The organism is Flavobacterium sp. (assembly GCF_043778725.1).
Classification (GTDB): Bacteria; Bacteroidota; Bacteroidia; order Flavobacteriales; family Flavobacteriaceae; genus Flavobacterium.
The window spans coordinates 97,914-117,856 of the sequence record NZ_JAYWFT010000001.1; the positions used below are offsets into that span (position 1 = coordinate 97,914).

A 19,943-nucleotide genomic window follows, 5' to 3' on the forward strand; every position below is an offset into this window, starting at 1 on the left:
TTTGTATTTCAACTAACATGAAGAAATTTCTTTTAGTAGCAACTGTAATTTTACTTTTTAGTAATTCGTCAAAGGCACAAAATCTAAAACTAATGACGTATAATATTCGTTTAGATTTGGTAAGTGATGGCGAAAACGCTTGGTCTAACAGAAAAGATTATTTCTGTTCCCAACTAGCATTTTATGAACCAGATGTTTTTGGAATTCAGGAAGCATTACCCCATCAAGTTATTGCTATAGCATCGGCTTTGCCCAAATATAATTATGTAGGAATCGGTCGCGATGGCATAGGAAAAGGAGAATCGTCCAATATATTTTACAAAAAAGATAGATTCGAATTATTGCAAGAAAGCACTTTTTGGTTGTCAGAAACTCCAGAAGTCATGTCCAAAGGTTGGGATGCTGCGCTGAATAGAGTTTGTACCTATGCTTTATTGAAAGACAAAAAAACCAAACAAATCTTCTGGGTTTTTAATACACATTTTGATCATATTGGTGAATTGGCACGAACAAATTCAATTAAATTAATTCTTTCGAAGATTAAAACTTTGAATGCTAAAAATTATCCTGTATTTTTTATGGGCGATTTCAATTCAGAACCATCGGAAGAACGAATTGTAAATTTAAAAAAGGAAATGTTAGACAGTTATGATGTTTCTGTAGAAAAACCATTTGGTCCATCAGGAACTTTCAATGCATTTAAACACAATGAAGCCGTTACAAAACGAATTGACTACATCTTTTTATCGAAAAATAATAATTTGAAAGTTAATAAATTTGCTATTTTAAGCGATTCCAAAGACTTGAAATATCCATCAGATCATTTGCCAGTTTACGCCGAAATAAATTTTAATTAAAAGCATTTTTTTATCTTTGGAAAACCAACTTATCACACAATGAAAAACTTATTTTTATCGTTGCTTCTATTCACTTCAATAATATCATTCGGACAAAATTTTCACAAATACGTTAATCCAATGATTGGAACTGGCGGACATGGTCATACTTATCCTGGCGCAACAGTTCCGTTTGGAATGGTACAACTTTCTCCAGATACTAGAATTGACGGAAGTTGGGATGGATGTTCGGGTTATCATCACGACGATTCTGTGATTTACGGATTTTCTCACACGCATTTAAACGGAACTGGTTGTACCGATTATGGTGATATTATGTTAATTCCAACTATGGGAGAACCAAACTTTACTCCAAAAGAATATGGTTCTAAATTCTCACATTCGAATGAAAAAGCAACTGCCGGATTTTACTCTGTAAAGTTAGATAAACATAATATTGATGTTAATTTAACCGCTTCAACTCGTGTTGGATTTCATCAATATACTTTTAATAAAGCTGGTCAAGCCAATATAATTCTCGATTTAAATCATAGAGACAAATTGCTATATGGCGATATAAAAATCATCGATAATAAAACCATAGAAATTTTAAGAAGAAGTGAAGCTTGGGCAAAAGATCAATACGTTTATGCAAGAATTGAATTTGATAAACCGATGCAAATTTCTAAAGTAGATGCCAATCAAGAAAACAAAAAAGACTTTTATTCTGGTACAATTTTAAAAATTGCTTTTTCAAAACAAGTTAAAATACACGAAAAAATTTTAGTAAAAGTATCGCTTTCGCCAACAAGTTATGAAGGTGCTAAATTGAATATGTCCGAAATAAAAGGTTGGGATTTCAATAAAGTTAAGAAAGATGCCGAACAGCTTTGGGACAAACAATTATCTAAAATTGAGATTACAGAATCTTATAAAGATAAACTAGCGATTTTCTACACGGCTTTATATCACACAATGGTTCAGCCCAATATTGCTCAAGATATTGATGGGAAGTATCGAGGACGTGATAATAAAATTCATCTAGCAGAAGGATTTGATTATTACTCAGTATTCTCTCTTTGGGATACGTTTCGAGCCGCAAATCCATTATATACATTAATCGAAAAGAAACGTACTGCCGATTTCATAAATACTTTTTTAAAACAATACGAACAAGGCGGAAGATTACCGGTTTGGGAATTGGCATCCAATGAAACCGATTGTATGATTGGTTATCACTCGGTTTCGGTAATGGCAGATGCAATGGCGAAAGGAATTACCGGTTTTGACTATGAAAAAGCATTTGAAGCAGCAAAACATTCTGCTATGTTAGATCATTTGGGTTTGGATGCTTATAAAAAGCAAGGTTTTATTTCGATGGATGACGAGCACGAAAGCGTTTCTAAAACATTAGAATATGCTTATGACGATTGGTGTATTGCTCAAATGGCTGAAATTTTAAATAAAAAAGAAGATTATGAATACTTCATGAAGCGTTCTCAAAGTTGGAAGAACATTTTCGATTGGAATACTGGTTTCATGCGACCTAAGAAAAATGGCGGTTGGGACAGACCATTTGATGCCAAAGAAATCAATAATAATTATACGGAAGGAAATTCGTGGCAATATTCATTTTTTGTGCCACAAGATATTCCTGGAATGATTGAAGCTTATGGCGGAAACGATAAATTTGAAGCCAAACTTGACGAAATGTTCAATTCTGAAAGTAAAACTACAGGTAGAGAACAAGCGGACGTCACAGGATTAATTGGTCAATATGCTCACGGAAACGAACCAAGTCATCACATGGCATATTTGTATAACTATATTGGAAAACCAGAAAAAACAACTGAAAAAGTACATTTCATACTAAATAATTTCTACAAAAATTCACCAGATGGATTGATAGGAAATGAAGACTGCGGACAAATGAGTGCTTGGTATGTGTTGAGTTCTATGGGAATTTATGCGGTTACGCCAGGCGATAAAATTTGGAGTACCTCAAAACCTTATTTTAAAAATATTATTATAAATTGTGGAAAGGAAGGAAAAAGAATTATTGATAAACCATTTAATCATGTTTTTTCTGATTTGGGAATTGAAAAATTACCTGTTGAATTCAGTGATTTAACCTATGAAATCATAATATCTGTGCCATTAATAAATGCTGATAGTAAATCGTTTAAAGAAAAACTTATTGTTTCAATGGAAACAGATAATTTCGATAAAGATTACAGACCTAATTTGATTAAATATAAAGTTGAAGATGGAACTCAAAATAATTCAGAATTTAAAGTTTATAGTCAGCCTTTTGAGATAAATAAAACAACAAAAGTAACAGCTTATTCGGTTGTTGATTTAGAAAGTGGATTAGGAGGAAGTCAAAAAATTTCAGCAACCTATTTCAAAAAACCAAACAATTACACCATAGACATCAAATCCAAATACAATCCGCAATATCATGCTGGAGGAAACGAAGGTTTGATTGACGGAATTAATGGTTCTACCAACTGGAGAAAAGGCGATTGGCAAGGATATCAAAGTCAAGATTTTGAGGCAATTGTTGATTTGCAATCTGAGAAAAATGTATCCAATTTTAGTGCAACTTTTCTACAAGATCAACGTTCTTGGATTTTAATGCCAACCAAAGTTGAATATTACAGTTCATCAGATAATATCAATTTTACATTAATAACAGCTGTCGCCAATGATGTTGATACCAAAAAAGAGGAAAACACCATTAAAGATTTCAATTTCAAATCAGCAAAACCAATCAATGCAAGATACATAAAAGTGAAAGCTTACAATTTCGGTAGACTTCCAGAATGGCATATTGGCTATTATGATAAAGGCGAAGCATTTATTTTTATAGATGAAATAACAATTAAATAAAATCCGCGAAAATCCGCGTTTTCACAAAGTGAATCCGTTTCATCCGCGTTCCAAAAACTATGAAAATAGCCTTAATCCAAACTAAACTATCTTGGGAAAATCCCAATGAAAACAAAGCATTACTTCAAGAAAAGATAAATGCTATTTCGCAATATATCGATTTGATAGTTCTGCCCGAAATGTTCACCTCTGGTTTTACAATGAATCCAAAAAATGTAGCACAAACCATGCAAGGTGAAGCAATTTCGTGGCTAAAAGAAACTGCAAAAGAAAAAGATTGCGCTATCACAGGAAGTTTAGTAATCGAAGAAAACGGCAATTATTACAACCGATTGGTTTTTGTTTTTCCATCAGGAGAAATTCAAACGTATGATAAACGACATCTTTTCACTTTAGCCGGTGAAGACAAAGTTTATACATCTGGTAAAGAAAAATTAATTATCGAATATAAAGGATTCAAAATTTGTCCACTAATTTGTTACGATTTGCGTTTCCCGGTTTTTGCAAGAAATGTTGAAGATTACGATGTTTTAATATATGTTGCCAATTGGCCAAAACCACGTGTAAGCGCATGGGATATTTTGTTAAAAGCACGTGCCGTAGAAAACATGAGTTATGTAATAGGCGTAAATAGAGTTGGAACCGATGCAAATAATCACGAATACGTTGGACATTCACAAGTTGTAGATTTTCTTGGTAATTACATACAAGAACCACAAGAAATTGAAGGAGTTTTTATAGTAGAATTAGATAAAAACCAACTATTAGAAACTAGAAAAAAATTGGCATTCCTAAACGACAAAGACAACTTTAAATTAATATAAACTCCAAATTTCGTATTCTGTTTCTCATATTTCAATATTCGTAAACAGTATTTCAATTCTCTTATCTCATCTTTGTATTTAAAACCTCGTTCTTTACTTAGTACCTATATCAAATGGTTGCTCAACATCCCAATTGGCTCTAACATCAATTTGCTTAGGGAAATAAATAACCTCTTCGCTTTGGCGTTTTTCTATGAAACTTCCTGGTGTCCATTCTCTGTCTTTATTGTCGTCATAAATTACACGAACTGTAAAAAGTGTAGGCTCCAATAAGTCAAAAACAATATTGTTAGATTTCTCCGAATATTGTGATGCTAAAACTTTACCTTCTTTGTCTGTTAATTCAATAATAATTGGATAGCGTTTTACGTTTTCTAAAACAAGGCGTAGGTTGCCATAATCAGATGTGTTGTTTGTGGTAAAATCATAAGACAAAGTATCATTTTTTCTCTCGTAAAAGTCGGTTATTGCGCCAGGAAAGACTTTTAAATTATATTTTTCTAAGGGTTGTTTTTCAAAGTTAAATTTCAGCTTCTGATTTTGGGCATCATACTCGGTAGTAAATTTTACAACTGCCGAATCTTTATTGATTAATTTCATTTTGCTTTCATCCCATTTAGATAATGGAGTTACGGTATTAATGGTAAATGTATTTCTAAAAGCCAATGCGCCACTTTGCTCTGCAGAAAAACCAATTGTATCTTTTTTCTGAGCCTTTATTTTTAATAAAAAACTCTTTTTATAATTGTTTTTTGTAATAGCAATATCCAATGAATCACCTTTTATAGCGTTTACCCATACTTGTAGAGAATCTTTTTTAGGAAATTGACTGACAACAAATGGTATTTCTTTACCGCCTTTCTTCACCGCCAATTTTATGTCTTTTGCATTACCTTCATACCCAATAGTAAATCTAGAACCCGATGCCTGAGAAACATTTACAGCTTTAAAAACTGGTATTTCTTTAAATAATTCCAATTCATAAAGGGTATCATTAGGTAAGGTTATATAGTCTTTTTGAAATCCTATTTTATCAGTTTTAGGGTCATATTTGTTATTTCCATTTACATCTTTAACCGCAATAAGTTGGTATTTTCCATCCTTGATATTGTCAAATTTTACTACCTTCAAGCTGTCTAATGTATTGCTTATGTATCTAGGAACTTGCTTATAAATAGTAGAGTCGTTATACTTTTCATTCACCTCATAAAGCATCAATGAAACGTAGTTGTCAACCTTTAATGCAATAGCATCTTTTACTTTAGCATCTAGCGACAATGAGTCTATATAACTTCCTGTAGAAAAAACATACTTAAATTGTTGGTAGGGATTTCCTTCGTTATTATCTTCAATGCTTTTTCCAAAATTGAAACTATAAGTAGTATTGGGTAATAATGTATCTTTAATTTTAATGCTTATAAATTTACTTGCTGAGTAAGGTAAAATTTCGGGCTGCTTCTTCATTGGTGGCGATACAACAAGTTGTTTATTAATGTTTTTCAGCTTTATATATTCGTCAAAATAGATTTTAATTTCTTTTCCGTTAAAATTGGTTGTCCTATTTTTAGGAAAACTACTCACCATTTTTGGAGACAAAGTGTCTTTCAATCCACCAGTAATTGAACCTCTTTTGGCACAACTTACAACTGAAATTGCCAATAATAGAAAGATATATTTAAAATAAATTTTTTGCATCAATTCATGATTTTCATAATGCAAAATAACAATTATATTTAGAGGAAATGAAATCTTTTTATTTATAATTAACTAAAAACCATTACTGCGTCATTGCCATGCAAACAATACTCAATCTTGCACCCGGAATTTTTAGCAATTCTCTGCTGCAAGCTTCCAGTGTAGAGCCTGTTGTTATCACGTCATCAACTAATAAAAAATGTTTGTTGTGATGTGATTCGTCAAAATTTACTCCAAAAATACGTTCAACAACTTCGCTTCTTCCTAAAATTGATTTAGAAATTTGAGATTTTGAATAAACATTTCTTGTTAATACGGTGTCATCGTATTTTATTTTAAGACTTTCAGATAATGATTTTCCAAAAGCGGTAACTTGATTATAACCTCGTTCTTTAAGACGTTTTTTGTGCAAAGGAACAGGAATTATAAAGTCAATATCTTTTATTTTTTTTTCTAATTTTAATTCCTCGCCATACCAACATCCTATGGCATCACCAATTTCTTGATGGCCTTTGTATTTTAATTTATGAATCATTTCTTGAACGATACCTTTCTTGTGAAAATACATCAGTGCCGAAGCAAATTCTATTGGAATTCGTCCATAAAATTTACTAAATACTTCATTGTTTTGAATTTTATGATGATTGGTAAGCGGAATTTCATGTCGGCATTCTGTACAAATTACAATTTCATTTTTTAGTAAAAATGAGTTACAACCTGAACAAGCTCTCGGAAAAAATAAATTTGCAATACTTTTTATCATATAAAATGCTGTTTTATTTTATAAAAATATAAAAATCAGCGATTCATTAGCAATTTATGTTACTATTTAATTTCACTTTTATATTTTTGCATCATTATGGCAAAACAAGAAGATTTATTTAAGAATGTAGTTTCGCACGCAAAAGAGTACGGATTTATTTTTCCGTCAAGCGAAATTTACGATGGTTTAAGTGCAGTTTATGATTATGCACAAAATGGAGTTGAACTAAAGAAAAACATCCGCGAATATTGGTGGAAAGCAATGGTGCAAATGCACGAAAACATTGTTGGACTTGATGCGGCGATCTTGATGCATCCAACAACTTGGAAAGCTTCAGGTCACGTTGATGCTTTTAATGATCCATTAATTGACAACAAAGATTCTAAAAAAAGATACAGAGCTGACGTTTTAATTGAGGATTATGCCGAAAAATTAAACCTGAAAGCCAAAAAAGAAATTGAAAAAGCAAAAGTTCGTTTTGGAGATGCTTTTAACGAACAAGAATTCATTACAACCAATGCAAGAGTTGTAGAATATCTTGCTAAAGAGAGAGAAATTCTAGAAAGAATGGGAAAATCTCTAGGTGATGGAAACCTAGAAGATGTTAAAGCATTAATTGAAGAATTAGAAATTGCAGATCCAGAAACTGGTTCTAGAAATTGGACCGAAGTGCGTCAGTTTAACTTGATGTTTGGAACAAAACTTGGCGCTTCTGCCGATACAGCAATGGATTTATACCTTCGTCCAGAAACGGCTCAAGGAATTTTTGTAAACTTCTTAAACGTTCAAAAAACTGGTAGAATGAAAATTCCATTCGGAATTGCTCAAACAGGTAAAGCTTTTAGAAATGAAATTGTTGCAAGACAATTTATTTTTAGAATGCGTGAATTTGAACAAATGGAAATGCAATTCTTTGTAAAGCCAGGAGAAGAGATGAAATGGTACGAATATTGGAAAGAAAACCGTCTAAAATGGCATTTGTCGTTAGGTTTAGGAAAAGAAAATTACCGTTTTCACGACCACGAAAAATTAGCACATTATGCCAATGCTGCTGCCGATATCGAATTTAATTTCCCATTCGGATTTAAAGAATTGGAAGGAATTCATTCTAGAACAGATTTCGACTTGAAAGCTCACGAACAATTCTCGGGCAAAAAATTGCAATATTTTGATAACGAAACTAATGCTAATTATGTTCCTTATGTTGTAGAAACTTCGGTTGGACTAGACAGAATGTTCTTGTCCGTTTTTGCAACTTCATTAAAAGAAGAAACATTAGAAGATGGTTCTACTAGAATAGTTTTAAGTTTGCCATCAGTTTTAGCACCAACAAAAGCTGCAGTTTTTCCATTAATTAAGAGAGATGGATTGCCTGAAGCAGCCCAAAAAATCATTGACGATTTAAAATGGGATTTTAACGTGGCGTACGATGAAAAAGATGCCGTAGGAAGACGTTACAGACGTCAAGATGCACTTGGAACGCCATTTTGTATTACAGTAGATCATCAAACATTAGAAGATCAAACAGTAACAATTCGTCACAGAGATACAATGAAACAAGATAGAGTTGCAATATCTGAATTACGCGGAATTATTAACGAAGAAGTTTCTATGAGAAATTGGTTGATGAAGATTGTTTAATTTCTTAATTTTTTATATAAAAAAAGCCATTTGGATTTAAATCTAAATGGCTTTTTTAATATGTTTTTTTTAAAATCTATATCCTACAGAAATAGCAATTTTACCCGTTATTCTTGAGTAATCCGTGTTAGGAATGTTGGATGAAATAGAAAGATTTCTTCCAAGTCCACCACCAATTTCGAACATTACATTGCGTTTTGTATACCATTTTCCTCCTAGTCCAATACCCAAAGCAAATGCTTTTACTTTTTCTTCTTTAGAACCATAAGAATAGTTTCCGTTTGTGTCATAAGTGTAAGAGTCATAATTTCTATTTAAACTTTGATAGAGTGAAAATCCTTCTACATAAAATCCGGCAACAGGTTTCTCACCAAAGTAAAATCTATAGTAAGGAGAAATAGCAAATGCAGTATTAAGATCTGGATCGTCACCAAGCGTAAAAGTTAATGAGGTGCCAAAACTTGATTCGTCATTTATTGCTTGTTCGTAAGTACCTTCAAAAGCGCCTAAAATTAGATACAAAGCATTTAATTTGACTTCGTTTTTCTTGAAATCATCTTTTGGTTTTTCTTGGCAATAAGTAACATTGATAAACAATAATGTTAATAGAACAATAGCTTTTTTCATGTTTAAGTTTTTAGTTTGATCAAAAATAGCGTTTTAACTTACATTTTTTATTTTTTTAAAGTTAAAATTTTAATCTTCTTTTGGTAAATTAATTTCGGTTAAAACAAATTCTCTCACTTTATCCCAAGTTTTTATGTTTAAGGAGTAAAAAATATTATTTCCTTTATTTTTCCCTTTTATAAGTTTTACTCTTTTTAATTCAGACAAGTGTTTAGAAACAGTAGATTGAGCAAGTGGTAAAACTTCTATAATATCGCCACAAGAAGAAGTAGGAGAGGTCATTAAAAATTGAATTATTTTAAGCCTTGCAGGATTGCCTAATGCTTTCAAAATATCTGCCATTTCATTGATTTTAAAAGAGAAACCGAACGTTTTTGTGATTCCCATATCGCTATATATAGTATTTAATTATTTGTATTGTAATTTATATTATTTTAGAAAATGATCCATCATTTTTTATATGTTTTGCAATAATTAATTTAAATGAAGTAAGCCATCTTAATTGTTTATTTAAATTATAAAGCATCTTTTAGGTTTTGCCTTTTTAAAAACCCACGACTTTATTTTTAATTATTTGTTATGTAAGACATTAGTTTATATTGAAAGTTAAAACAATCAATTTTAATTATGTATTTAAAATTATATTCATTCAAATTAATTGAATTTTCTAAACTTCATTGTTGATAACATTAAAAATTATTTAGTACATAAAAAAATGAATTACAACAGTAATGATGTCTTTTTTGAAAATATTTTTTTTTATTTTTTTTTATTTTTTCTAGATTTTATTTTTTTATTTTTTATTTAAATTTACTTATGTATTTAATATTGAGTAATTTGCAAATAAATTATCTTGTTATATATTACTATGTGGCAATATAGTAATTATTTTTTATTAATTCTCTTACGCATTGCTTAAAATTGTAATATTGTAAGAAAAAACAACATTTTTATTGTGGTTCATCGGCTATATATTCCGTTCAACTAAAAAGGTTTGATTGTTAAAAAATCGTAAATACAAATTATGTAGGTATCTAGAAAACCTTTACTTTAGTAACGTTGTAAAAGGTGTGGTTTTACAATTTTTTCGAATAAAAATAGTCCCAAGCTATCTATATTTTTAACCTAGAACTAATTTTAGTTCAATAATCTAATGCTTTACCCCAAAAAAGTAAGGCAATTGAATAATTTTACATTTGTAATCATTGATGACAACCAAAAAAACAGGTTGAAGACTAAAGCTACGGCTGAGGGTTTTCCAAACCTGAAATTTTTGGCTATGGCCGATAATTATGATGACGGAATAGATGTTGTTTTAGAATACAATCCAGACATTATTTTTCTAGAAATTGATCCGTTAGATAAAGAATCTAAGCTTTCTTTAGCTTTTATCAATGAATTATACCGATACATGACAGTGGTTCCCAAGGTTTTTATAACTACAACTACAGAAAATCATTGTCGGGAATCTTTTAAATATGGTGTTTATGATTATTTTATTAATCCGTTAGAAACTAGAGAGCTTCGCAAAACCCTATTTAGATTTGATAAAGAAATACCAGGTAAAAATAGACCACAAACAGCAATTAAAACAGTTGAATCTATTGTAAAAAATGCTTCTGAAGAAAATGTTTCCGAAGAAGATGTAGAAAGTTTGAACGATACTGCACCAAATGCGTCAATCATAGAAAATCCAATTATTGAATTGATTTCTATAGAAAGCCAAGATGTTATTGAGGAATACGTTCAAAATCAAGAAATTATACAAGTTAAGGAAGAAAGTGACATTACTGAAGAAGTTCTCAAGAACAATGATTTAGAGGCTAAATCGGTTACTTTTCTTCAAACGGAGAATACCAAGGAGAAACCACTAATAATATGTGTAAAATCTTATGGCGATTACCGGTATATAGAAGCGAAAGATATTTGTTACTTACAGGCAGATAACAATTCGACGGATATACACTTAAATTCTGGCGAGATGATTACAGCCTTTAAAACCCTAAAGCACTTTGAAGGAGTTTTAAGTTATCCTTTTGTGAGAATTCATAACAGCTATATTGTTAACATTGATTATGTTTCAAGAATTCACACAGGAAATGCTGTATGTCATATTAAAAATACTACAACCAAACTTCCGTTTTCTAAATCTTACAAAGAAAACATTGAAGAAATAATTGCTACAATTGCATCAGGAAACTACTTGGAAATTTAATTTTTTGTTTTATAAAAATTTCATAGTTTCACAAAAATTAAAATATGGAATTAAATGTACTGATGGTCGACGATCATCCAGCCATAATTGAAGGTTATAAAGCAATTTTATCATTTAATGAGCTAGGTTTTGAAATTAAAACTACTACAGCTTTTAATTGTGAGAATGCTTATAAAATAATCATTGGAGAGCCAAAAGTGCTTTTTAATATAGTTTTTATTGACATTACATTACCTGATTTTCCTGAAAAAAAAATAAAATCTGGGGAAGATTTAGTTTTTTTGGTTAGAAAATTCATGCCTTTTGCAAAAATTGTTATTCTTACATCTCATACCGAAAAATTCATTTTACATAGATTGCTTGAAGAATGTAAGCCAGACGGATTATTACTTAAAAATGATATGCACGCAGAAGAATTTCTTATTGCTTTTACGACGATTATAAATGGAGAGTGTTATCATAGTGAAACAGTTAGAAAATATAAATTTGTGTTTTCGGCAAGTAAAAAACTTTTAGATAGTTACAACCAACAAATTATAGTATTTCTTTCACAAGGGATTATGAACAAAACCATACAAGAGCAATTACATCTTTCTAAAAGTGCTGTAGATAAAAGAAAAGTTATAATTAAGACGTATTTAGGGATTGACAAAGGTAACGACGAGGATATTTTACGTGAAGCCAGAAAAATAGGATTAATATAAGAAAACTTTATTTTTAAAAAATGTACACTTTTTGCTTACCAATTGTTTGAAAATCCCTCTTTACATTTGTCAAATCAAAATAAACAAAATGATATTATTTTTTGAATATTAACAATGTGATATTAACCAATAAAGTATTAGATGTAAAAAATGCTTTTTAGTTTTCTCTTAGGGAATAAATTGTATACAAGCATATTAAATCAATTTACTCCTGCTAGATATTAAAAATGTTTTTATTATTGAAAATCATTAATTGTAAAATATAAAAAAATAGAATCAAAGTTATAAAAAAATATCTTTAACACTCTTGGTAAAAAAACTAAATTTACAGAGGCTTACCACCTTAAATAATGCTATTTACAACTATTGCTGTTTGTAAATTGAATTTTGAAGTAAAAATTTTAAAATAAAAACATAATCTATTCGCAAAAAAAAGAATAGAATAATAAACAATTTAATATGAAGGATATTTTTTTCGGCTTATTTGCCACAATTCTAGTATCAAGTTTTTCATTTGGTCAAAACACAACAATTCAACAGAATCTTACTGATTACACAAATGCTTCTTTGAAGAATGATATAGAAATAGTAACTAAACTTTATGCAAATAAAGATTTAAAATTAGAAAAATCTTTTCAAGATAAACTTACAAATTGTAAAACCGAGACAGAATTAAATAATCTATTAATTAATAACAATATTAAAAATTCAAATGAATTAATTTTGCTTATTAAGAAGGGTGAAGATTTGACTAATGATTTTAGGAAACAAAACCCAAATTTTTATAACACTGATGAAGATAAAAGATTAAAAATGTTTAACGAATCATTTGAAACTTCATTTAACAACTCAGATTTTAAAGATGTAATTGCAAACAATAGCACTACAAGAGGTTGTTATGGTCAATGGCAAGTTGCTGTTAGTAGATGTAATAGAAATTTTGCTATTACTGGAGCTGGTGCAGTTATAGCAGCAGGGTTAACAGGCGGAATAGGTGGTCTTATTGGAGGCGCTATAGCTTGTACAAATTTATGGTTTTGTAAATCAGACGCATTAGATGATTATAACTCTTGTATAACTGAATAATATGAAAAAGCTAAATTTCAATATTGGATGGGCATTTTTAATAGTAATCATTTTAATTCAATTTATATTTAAAGGTGATTATCAATTTTATGCAATGATTATTGCTTTAATTACGGTTATTCCTTTCTTCATAATTAGATTAATAAAAACTTATAAAGATAATCCAAAAGAAAAAATTACAATGATATCTAATATGATTATGGTTTTAATATTCTTAATTATTGGATATCTTGTTATTACTAAAAAGTTTTTAGTTTAAGATGCGATTAATTTCAAAGCATAAAATTATTGTATTTGTTTTTTTATTTTTTATTCATAATTCTTATTCTCAATCGGATGTGGACAAAATTTTAAAAGGAGGAGAGATAATAGTTAATGGTTTATCTTTTTTAAAAGGAAATAAATCAAATTTAACAAATACATCAAACTCAAAACTAATAGAAAGTGTTTGCATTAAAAATAAACTTGCAGATAAAATAACTTTTAGTTTAATCGGAAAAGGTGCAGATGGGAGCATTATAAAGAAAGAACTCGTAATCCAAAAAGACGAAAAAGAATGCCTTCTGGAGTTGCCTAAGGGTATTTATATTTACGAAATTATTCTTGCTAATAAAGAAATTTATAAAAAAGGTGAATATAAGTTTGATGACGAAATTACAATGACAATAAAATAAGATTAGCAGAATTATAAATAAAAATGAGTTTCAAGTGAAAATTTGAAACTCATTTTGTTTATTTTTAACTTTTCAAATAACTTTAAACTCCCAACAATGAACTTTATTATTCGTTTTATAATTGCATTTTTATTGTTATTGCTTTTTGGATGTACTAACTCAAGCAACACTTTAGAATCGCAGCCTATAAATGATTTTATAAAAAAATATTTGGAGTTGGCAAGTAATGATACAATATCTCTAAAAACTAGAAAAAATTACGATAACAAATTATTTTCATTGATATTAAAAATGAATAATAGTGTTGAAAAAAGAAAATTATGTAAGTCATATTTAAGTAGTTGTTTTATTTTAAAAGATTGGTATAAATATAAAATAGTGACTAGAATACTTTATCAAGATTCTAAAAATTCAAAGGACACATATTTTTTAGCATTTTCCCAGAGGTCTACTGGAAATTATTTTTATCAAAATCAAATATTAGATAGTGCTTATTATTATTATCTTAAGGCTGAGAAGAATTACTTAAAAGTTAATGATAAACGTGATTATGCCATTATTTCACTTAAAAAAGCAATAATCCAATATAGTATTAATGATTATATCGGTTCAGAGTTATCTTTAAACAAATCATATATTATATTATCAAAGCTAGATGATTTTTCAAGAATTTGTGATGTATTAAATCAACAAGGATTGGTAAATATTGAACTTAAAAATTATGAGTTAGCTGAAAAAAAGTACTTTGATGCATTGAAAATTATTAATAAAAACAAAGAGAATTTTTATATTAAACACTATAATCTTTATGAACTTTGTCTAGGCAATTTGGCTCTTTTGTACTGTAAAAAGAAAGATTATAAAAATTCATCCATTTATTGTGAAAAAACCTTGTTAAACAAAGACTTGAAGCTCATAGATCCTGAATTATATTCTAATACAATTGAGATATTAGCTTGGTCGAAAATGAAATTAAATGATAATCAAGATTTGACTAAATTATTTTTTGAGTCTTTGCGAATAAGAAAAAAACTAAATATTTCATACAGAATTTCAGATAGTTATTTTGATATTTCTGAATATTATTTATATAAGAAAGACTCAACTCTTGCAAAACAATATGCTGAAAAGGCGCTTTTTTTTGGAAATAAATCTAAAGTTTCATCTAGTATTTTGAATGGATTGCGACAAGTTGGTTATACAGATGAAAGTAAGGCTCAACAATGTATTGATAAATACGATAAAAAGATTGATAGTTTATTAAGTGCAGAAAGAAAAACAAGAAATCAATTTTACAAAATACAACTTGATACTAACGAAATCACTCAAGAAAAAGAAACCGCAATACAACAAAAATGGACTGCAATAGCAATAATAGCAGCAGTTTTATTAATTGTTATATTGCTATTTATAATTTTTAAACAAAAAGCTAAACAAAAAGAATTCAAATTTCTTCAAGACCAACAAAAGTCTAACGAAGAAATTTATCAGTTAATGCTAAACCAACATTCTAAAGAAGATGAGGCAAGACAATATGAAAAAAAGCGAATTGCATTAGAACTGCATGATAATATTATGAATAAATTAGCTGCAACAAGATTTAATTTATTTGCAATTTCTCAAAAAACGGACAAAGAAACTATTGATAATGCTGTAGTCCATATAGCAAAAATTAAGGGTATTGAAGATGAAATTAGATCTATTACTCACTCATTAAGCAAAGAATCACTTGAAGAAACTTACAGTTTTAAAACCCTAATAGAAAAACTTATAGAAGAACAAAATACTATTCAATCCACGAATTATAAGTTAGAGATAGAGAACGACATCAATTGGGAGACGATAGCGAGTAAAATAAAAATGAATTTATATAGAATACTCCAAGAAGCCATTCATAATATTAATAAACATGCAGATGCTACAAATGCTTCTATTAATATCATTTTAGACGAGCGTAATATTTGTATGGCAGTTCAAGACAACGGAAAAGGTTTCGATGAATCCTATGTTCAAGATGGAATAGGGTTAAAAAACATGCGTCAAAGAATTATAGAAGTTAAAGGTAAAATTACAATTCATCCTGTTCTTAATAAAGGCACCAGTATATTCTTTGCATTTCCATTTTAAAACAACAATCATATTATTAGCTACATAATTACTTCTTGGTTATCCTTCCTCAGACTAACTGCATTTTTATAAGTTAAAGTGCATTTTATATTTTTAAAGTGTTGATTATCAAAGTTTTATAATTTATTTTGTTTTTTAAAATTTGCTATTTCCTTAAATGTGTCATTCACCCAGATTTGACATCCATTCACTATCAAACGATATCATTCTACATTATACATTGTAAAACGTATTTATTGATGCTAATTGCTGTAGTAGTTTTACGAAGTCAAAAGCCCCAAACAAATTCTAAAACGATTTAGCTTTTACAACAATTAAAGTCTAACAATAACATACAAAACAATTACATTATGAAAAAATCATTAGTAATATTCGGATTATTCTCTTTAATGATGGTATTAACATCTTTTACTTCTCCAAATGAAATTGGTGGTAAAGGAACAGAAGTTCCAGTTGGTCAATTTAACATTGGAGGTAAAGGAACAGAAGTTCCTGTAGGTCAACTTGAAATTGGAGGTAAAGGAACGGAAGTCCCAGTAGGTCAACTTGAAATTGGAGGTAAAGGAACAGAAGTCCCGGTTGGTCAATAAGTAAAATAAAACATAAATATTTAAAAAACTATCATTTTTCATGATAGTTTTTTTTTGTTGTAATTGTTTAGTAAGTTTGTTGAAAAGTTATATGATTTGAAAAAAATATTTTTAATTGTTATTATTTCAGTATTTATTTTTTCGTGTTCAAAAAACAAAAAGGAAATAAAACTATCTGAAAAACTTTCAGATAGTACTGCATTATATATTTTAAAGTCTAGAATTAATGATGTTTCTGAAAAAGAAATATTAAGATCACTTGATAAAATTGTAATTTTATTAGAAAAATCAAAAAACTCTATTGAAAATAGACAACTTAACTATGAAGTTATTTCAAAATATTACTCTCTTAATGATTGGATTAAATACAAGAAAGCAGCAAAATTATTGTTAAACAATTCTTTATCTGCAAATGATTCTATAAATATAGCTAAATCTTACAGGTCATATGGAAATTATTATTTTCAGGAGAAAATTCTTGATAGTGCATTTTCGTTTTATTCTAAATCTGAAAAGATTTATAAAAAATTAAATGACAATGATGGTTATTCTACTATTCTTTTAAAAAAAGGAATAATTCAATATTATATAAATGATTATTTAGCAGCAGATTTAACTCTTTCCAAAGCTTTATCTATATCTAAAAAGAGCAATGATAATTTAAAAAAAAATGCAATACTTAATCAATTAGGATTAACGTGTAATCAACTTGGTCAACATCAAAAAGCTATAAATTATCTCGAAGAATCATTAAGAATTATTAAAGAGCACAATTTAGCTGATATTGAACATTTAAAATCCATTTGTTACAGTAACATTGGTTTGGTTTATCAAGATTTAAAAAACCATAAAAAAGCAATATATTATTTTAAATTATCATTAAACACAAAAGATTTAATGACCAATAATCCAAAATTATATTCAAATATAATTGATAATTTAGCATATTCTAAACTAGAAATTAATGATTATAAAGATTTACCAAATTTATTTTTAGAATCACTAGAATTGAGAAAAAAAGTTAAAGACACATCTTCTGTTATAATGAGTTATAATCATCTTTCCGAATTTTACTTTAAAAAAGGTGATAAATATAAATCTTTAAATTATGCTAATCAATCACTAAAATTAGCAAATAAAACTAAAATACCTTTTGATATATTACTTTCTTTAAGACAAATTTCATTGATTGATGAAAAAAATTTAAATAAATATTCTCAAGACTTTATAAGAATAAGCGACAGTCTTCAAATTGCCGAACGAAATTCCAAAGACAGATTTGCTAGAATAGAATTAGAAACGGACGAACTCAAAAAAGAAAATAATGTTCTAGAAGAAAAAAATAGAAATATTCTTAATTATTTTTCAGTCACAATGCTTATTGTTGGATTCTTGTTTTTTATGAGAATGCAAAGAGCCAAAAGTAGAGAAATCGTTCTTAGACAAGCGCAGCAAAAAGCTAATGAAGATATTTACAAACTTATTATTTCGCAACAAAGTAAACTAGACGAAGGAAGAATAATGGAGAAAACCCGAATTGCCAAAGAACTTCATGATGGAGTACTTGGAAGAATGTTTGGGTTGCGACTAAATCTTGATGGACTAAATCAACGAACAGATAATGATGCCGTTGGTGAACGACTAACGTGTCTAGAAGAATTGAAAACTATTGAACAAGATCTTAGAGAAATATCGCACGAATTAAGTAGAGAGAAATATGTATTAATCAATAACTTTGTAGCCATTGTAAATAATCTTCTTGAAGAACAAACAAAGGTTAATAAAGCAGTCTTAAACCCTATGATTGGCGAAAACATAGATTGGGATTTATTAAATAATACTACAAAAATTAATTTATATCGTATTCTTCAAGAGTCTTTGCAAAACATAAATAAATATGCCAAAGCCAAAATTATAAAAGTTGAATTTAAAAAAGACAAAAAAGGAAATTTAATCCTTAATATTGCAGACGACGGAATTGGATATAATGTTGATAAAAAAAATAATGGTATCGGAATTAAAAATATCGTAGATAGAACTCATGAAAGTGAAGGAACCGTAGAAATTAAATCAACATTAAATAAAGGAACTCAAATTAAAATAATAGTACCGCTAGAACATAAATCAATAAAAATATAACAAAAAATGCCCCAAAACATTAATGTGTTAATTGTAGATGATCATCCATTTATTATTCAAGGTTATAAAAATGTAATTCGATTGTTTCCTGATAAGAAAATTGAGTTTTCCTTTTTTGAAGCTGTAGATTGTAAGTCGGGTTATGATGCTATAATGAATTCTGAAATAAAATATGATATCGCTTTTCTTGATGTTAGCATGCCATCATACGAAGAAAAAAATATTATTACAGGTGAGGATATAGCAAAACTTTTAATGAATCAAATGCCAGATTGTAAAATTGCCTTGCTAACAATGCACTCTGAAAGTTTAAAAGTGCAATCTATAATTGATGAAATTAATCCGCTAGGATTGGTTATTAAAAATGATTTGACTTTTGACAGTATGATTTTGGCACTCGGAACAATGCTCAAGGGAGAAAAATATTATAGCGACTCCGTTATAAAATTTTTAAACAACCAACAAAAAGAAAAAGTCTATGTTGATGTAATAGACAGACAAATATTGCATTACCTTAATAAAGGTGTCAATTATGACGATATTCCATTGTATATCACAATTTCATCAAGCTCAGTAAAAACAAGAAAAGAAAATATTAAAGATCTTTTAGGAATTTCTGGATGTGAAGATTCAGAATTAGCTGCAGTTGCCAAAGACCGAGGTATGTTGCTATAAAAAAAACGATACCAGTTTAAGGCTACTTCCAAAAGTTTAAACAAATTTATAATTAATTTTGATACTAATGAGTTCGATAATTTATCGGACTTATTTTGTTTAAATTTGATTTAATTTTTTCTTGTAATAGAGTAATACTCTTTTCTTTTACTTTGTAAAACGAATTATATTCATGCAATTTGGTATTGTAAAAATAAGAATGCTATTTTAACCTGACATAAAAATAACCACTTTTTTATATTCAGTGGTTTTCTTTTGTTATTGGGTTTTACCCCCAAAAAACTGCTTTTTTCCTTGTTCTTTGAAAGTTTTATTATCTTTAATGTAACGAAAAGTCAATCCCAAAACGCTGTTCTTTTATAGCTTTTTGAGCTGCTTTTTTTGGAAACAAGAAGACTTTAAGTTTCTTTTTCTGCTTTTAAAAACTACTTTTCACTTTTGAGTGTTCATTTTAA

At 28.7% G+C, this 19,943-nt stretch carries 17 protein-coding genes; 13 read left to right on the plus strand and 4 right to left on the minus strand.

What is annotated here, in order from left to right:
* Positions 1-17: 17 nt before the first annotated feature.
* The 3 genes from ACH2CG_RS00440 to ACH2CG_RS00450 are packed head-to-tail and all read left to right on the plus strand — an operon-like array spanning position 18 to position 4,552.
* Positions 18-857 (plus strand): endonuclease/exonuclease/phosphatase family protein, encoded by an 840-nt coding sequence (locus ACH2CG_RS00440; RefSeq protein ID WP_395061088.1) that lies wholly within the window; start codon positions 18-20, stop codon positions 855-857.
* Between the two features lie 39 nt (positions 858-896).
* The gene (locus tag ACH2CG_RS00445) at positions 897-3,728 is read left to right on the plus strand and encodes a GH92 family glycosyl hydrolase (protein WP_395061090.1); all 2,832 of its coding nucleotides are present in this window, start codon (positions 897-899) and stop codon (positions 3,726-3,728) included.
* A 59-nt stretch (positions 3,729-3,787) separates the two neighbouring features.
* Positions 3,788-4,552, plus strand: a complete 765-nt coding sequence (locus tag ACH2CG_RS00450) for an amidohydrolase (protein ID WP_395061092.1) — start codon at positions 3,788-3,790, stop codon at positions 4,550-4,552.
* A gap of 93 nt (positions 4,553-4,645) precedes the next feature.
* Here ACH2CG_RS00450 and ACH2CG_RS00455 read toward each other — a convergent pair whose 3' ends face one another.
* Positions 4,646-6,247: an Ig-like domain-containing protein gene (locus ACH2CG_RS00455; RefSeq protein ID WP_395061094.1), complete on the minus strand. Its 1,602-nt coding sequence runs from the start codon at positions 6,245-6,247 to the stop codon at positions 4,646-4,648.
* An 82-nt stretch (positions 6,248-6,329) separates the two neighbouring features.
* Positions 6,330-7,010: a ComF family protein gene (locus ACH2CG_RS00460; protein WP_395061096.1), complete on the minus strand. Its 681-nt coding sequence runs from the start codon at positions 7,008-7,010 to the stop codon at positions 6,330-6,332.
* A 96-nt stretch (positions 7,011-7,106) separates the two neighbouring features.
* On the opposite strand from ACH2CG_RS00460, the gene ACH2CG_RS00465 reads away from it, so the two are divergent.
* Positions 7,107-8,651, plus strand: a complete 1,545-nt coding sequence (locus tag ACH2CG_RS00465) for a glycine--tRNA ligase (RefSeq protein WP_395061098.1) — start codon at positions 7,107-7,109, stop codon at positions 8,649-8,651.
* A gap of 69 nt (positions 8,652-8,720) precedes the next feature.
* Here ACH2CG_RS00465 and ACH2CG_RS00470 read toward each other — a convergent pair whose 3' ends face one another.
* Together ACH2CG_RS00470 and ACH2CG_RS00475 are read right to left on the minus strand one after the other, a co-directional pair.
* Positions 8,721-9,278 (minus strand): DUF3575 domain-containing protein, encoded by a 558-nt coding sequence (locus ACH2CG_RS00470; protein ID WP_395061100.1) that lies wholly within the window; start codon positions 9,276-9,278, stop codon positions 8,721-8,723.
* Positions 9,279-9,347: 69 nt separating this feature from the next.
* Positions 9,348-9,665: an ArsR/SmtB family transcription factor gene (locus ACH2CG_RS00475; protein ID WP_395061102.1), complete on the minus strand. Its 318-nt coding sequence runs from the start codon at positions 9,663-9,665 to the stop codon at positions 9,348-9,350.
* 793 nt (positions 9,666-10,458) lie between these two features.
* Between ACH2CG_RS00475 and ACH2CG_RS00480 the strand changes: the two genes are divergently transcribed.
* From ACH2CG_RS00480 to ACH2CG_RS00520, 9 genes are all read left to right on the plus strand, one after another.
* Complete coding sequence (locus ACH2CG_RS00480; RefSeq protein ID WP_395061104.1) at positions 10,459-11,493, plus strand: LytR/AlgR family response regulator transcription factor; 1,035 nt, start codon at positions 10,459-10,461, stop codon at positions 11,491-11,493.
* A 44-nt stretch (positions 11,494-11,537) separates the two neighbouring features.
* Positions 11,538-12,197, plus strand: coding sequence for a response regulator transcription factor (locus ACH2CG_RS00485; protein WP_395061106.1), 660 nt, complete (start codon positions 11,538-11,540; stop codon positions 12,195-12,197).
* Between the two features lie 459 nt (positions 12,198-12,656).
* The gene (locus ACH2CG_RS00490) at positions 12,657-13,283 is read left to right on the plus strand and encodes a hypothetical protein (protein WP_395061108.1); all 627 of its coding nucleotides are present in this window, start codon (positions 12,657-12,659) and stop codon (positions 13,281-13,283) included.
* Between the two features lies 1 nt (position 13,284).
* On the plus strand, positions 13,285-13,542 hold the full coding sequence (locus ACH2CG_RS00495; protein ID WP_395061110.1) for a hypothetical protein: 258 nt from the start codon (positions 13,285-13,287) through the stop codon (positions 13,540-13,542).
* 79 nt (positions 13,543-13,621) lie between these two features.
* On the plus strand, positions 13,622-13,957 hold the full coding sequence (locus ACH2CG_RS00500; protein ID WP_395061112.1) for a hypothetical protein: 336 nt from the start codon (positions 13,622-13,624) through the stop codon (positions 13,955-13,957).
* A gap of 96 nt (positions 13,958-14,053) precedes the next feature.
* On the plus strand, positions 14,054-16,084 hold the full coding sequence (locus ACH2CG_RS00505; protein ID WP_395061113.1) for a sensor histidine kinase: 2,031 nt from the start codon (positions 14,054-14,056) through the stop codon (positions 16,082-16,084).
* Between the two features lie 350 nt (positions 16,085-16,434).
* Positions 16,435-16,674 carry a hypothetical protein gene (locus ACH2CG_RS00510; protein WP_395061115.1) on the plus strand — a complete coding sequence of 80 codons (240 nt, stop codon included), beginning with the start codon at positions 16,435-16,437 and terminating at the stop codon, positions 16,672-16,674.
* A 96-nt stretch (positions 16,675-16,770) separates the two neighbouring features.
* Positions 16,771-18,813 (plus strand): tetratricopeptide repeat protein, encoded by a 2,043-nt coding sequence (locus tag ACH2CG_RS00515; RefSeq protein ID WP_395061117.1) that lies wholly within the window; start codon positions 16,771-16,773, stop codon positions 18,811-18,813.
* A 6-nt stretch (positions 18,814-18,819) separates the two neighbouring features.
* Positions 18,820-19,488 (plus strand): response regulator, encoded by a 669-nt coding sequence (locus ACH2CG_RS00520; RefSeq protein ID WP_395061119.1) that lies wholly within the window; start codon positions 18,820-18,822, stop codon positions 19,486-19,488.
* Positions 19,489-19,943: the final 455 nt, after the last annotated feature.

Coding starts and splice junctions, on each gene's coding strand:
- ACH2CG_RS00460 (WP_395061096.1), bottom strand. CDS start 7,010: ATGATAAAAAGTATTGCAAATTTATTTTTTCCGAGAGCTTGTTCAGGT.
- ACH2CG_RS00485 (WP_395061106.1), top strand. CDS start 11,538: ATGGAATTAAATGTACTGATGGTCGACGATCATCCAGCCATAATTGAA.
- ACH2CG_RS00495 (WP_395061110.1), top strand. CDS start 13,285: ATGAAAAAGCTAAATTTCAATATTGGATGGGCATTTTTAATAGTAATC.
- ACH2CG_RS00465 (WP_395061098.1), top strand. CDS start 7,107: ATGGCAAAACAAGAAGATTTATTTAAGAATGTAGTTTCGCACGCAAAA.
- ACH2CG_RS00505 (WP_395061113.1), top strand. CDS start 14,054: ATGAACTTTATTATTCGTTTTATAATTGCATTTTTATTGTTATTGCTT.
- ACH2CG_RS00475 (WP_395061102.1), bottom strand. CDS start 9,665: ATGGGAATCACAAAAACGTTCGGTTTCTCTTTTAAAATCAATGAAATG.
- ACH2CG_RS00490 (WP_395061108.1), top strand. CDS start 12,657: ATGAAGGATATTTTTTTCGGCTTATTTGCCACAATTCTAGTATCAAGT.
- ACH2CG_RS00445 (WP_395061090.1), top strand. CDS start 897: ATGAAAAACTTATTTTTATCGTTGCTTCTATTCACTTCAATAATATCA.
- ACH2CG_RS00470 (WP_395061100.1), bottom strand. CDS start 9,278: ATGAAAAAAGCTATTGTTCTATTAACATTATTGTTTATCAATGTTACT.
- ACH2CG_RS00455 (WP_395061094.1), bottom strand. CDS start 6,247: ATGCAAAAAATTTATTTTAAATATATCTTTCTATTATTGGCAATTTCA.
- ACH2CG_RS00440 (WP_395061088.1), top strand. CDS start 18: ATGAAGAAATTTCTTTTAGTAGCAACTGTAATTTTACTTTTTAGTAAT.
- ACH2CG_RS00520 (WP_395061119.1), top strand. CDS start 18,820: ATGCCCCAAAACATTAATGTGTTAATTGTAGATGATCATCCATTTATT.
- ACH2CG_RS00510 (WP_395061115.1), top strand. CDS start 16,435: ATGAAAAAATCATTAGTAATATTCGGATTATTCTCTTTAATGATGGTA.
- ACH2CG_RS00450 (WP_395061092.1), top strand. CDS start 3,788: ATGAAAATAGCCTTAATCCAAACTAAACTATCTTGGGAAAATCCCAAT.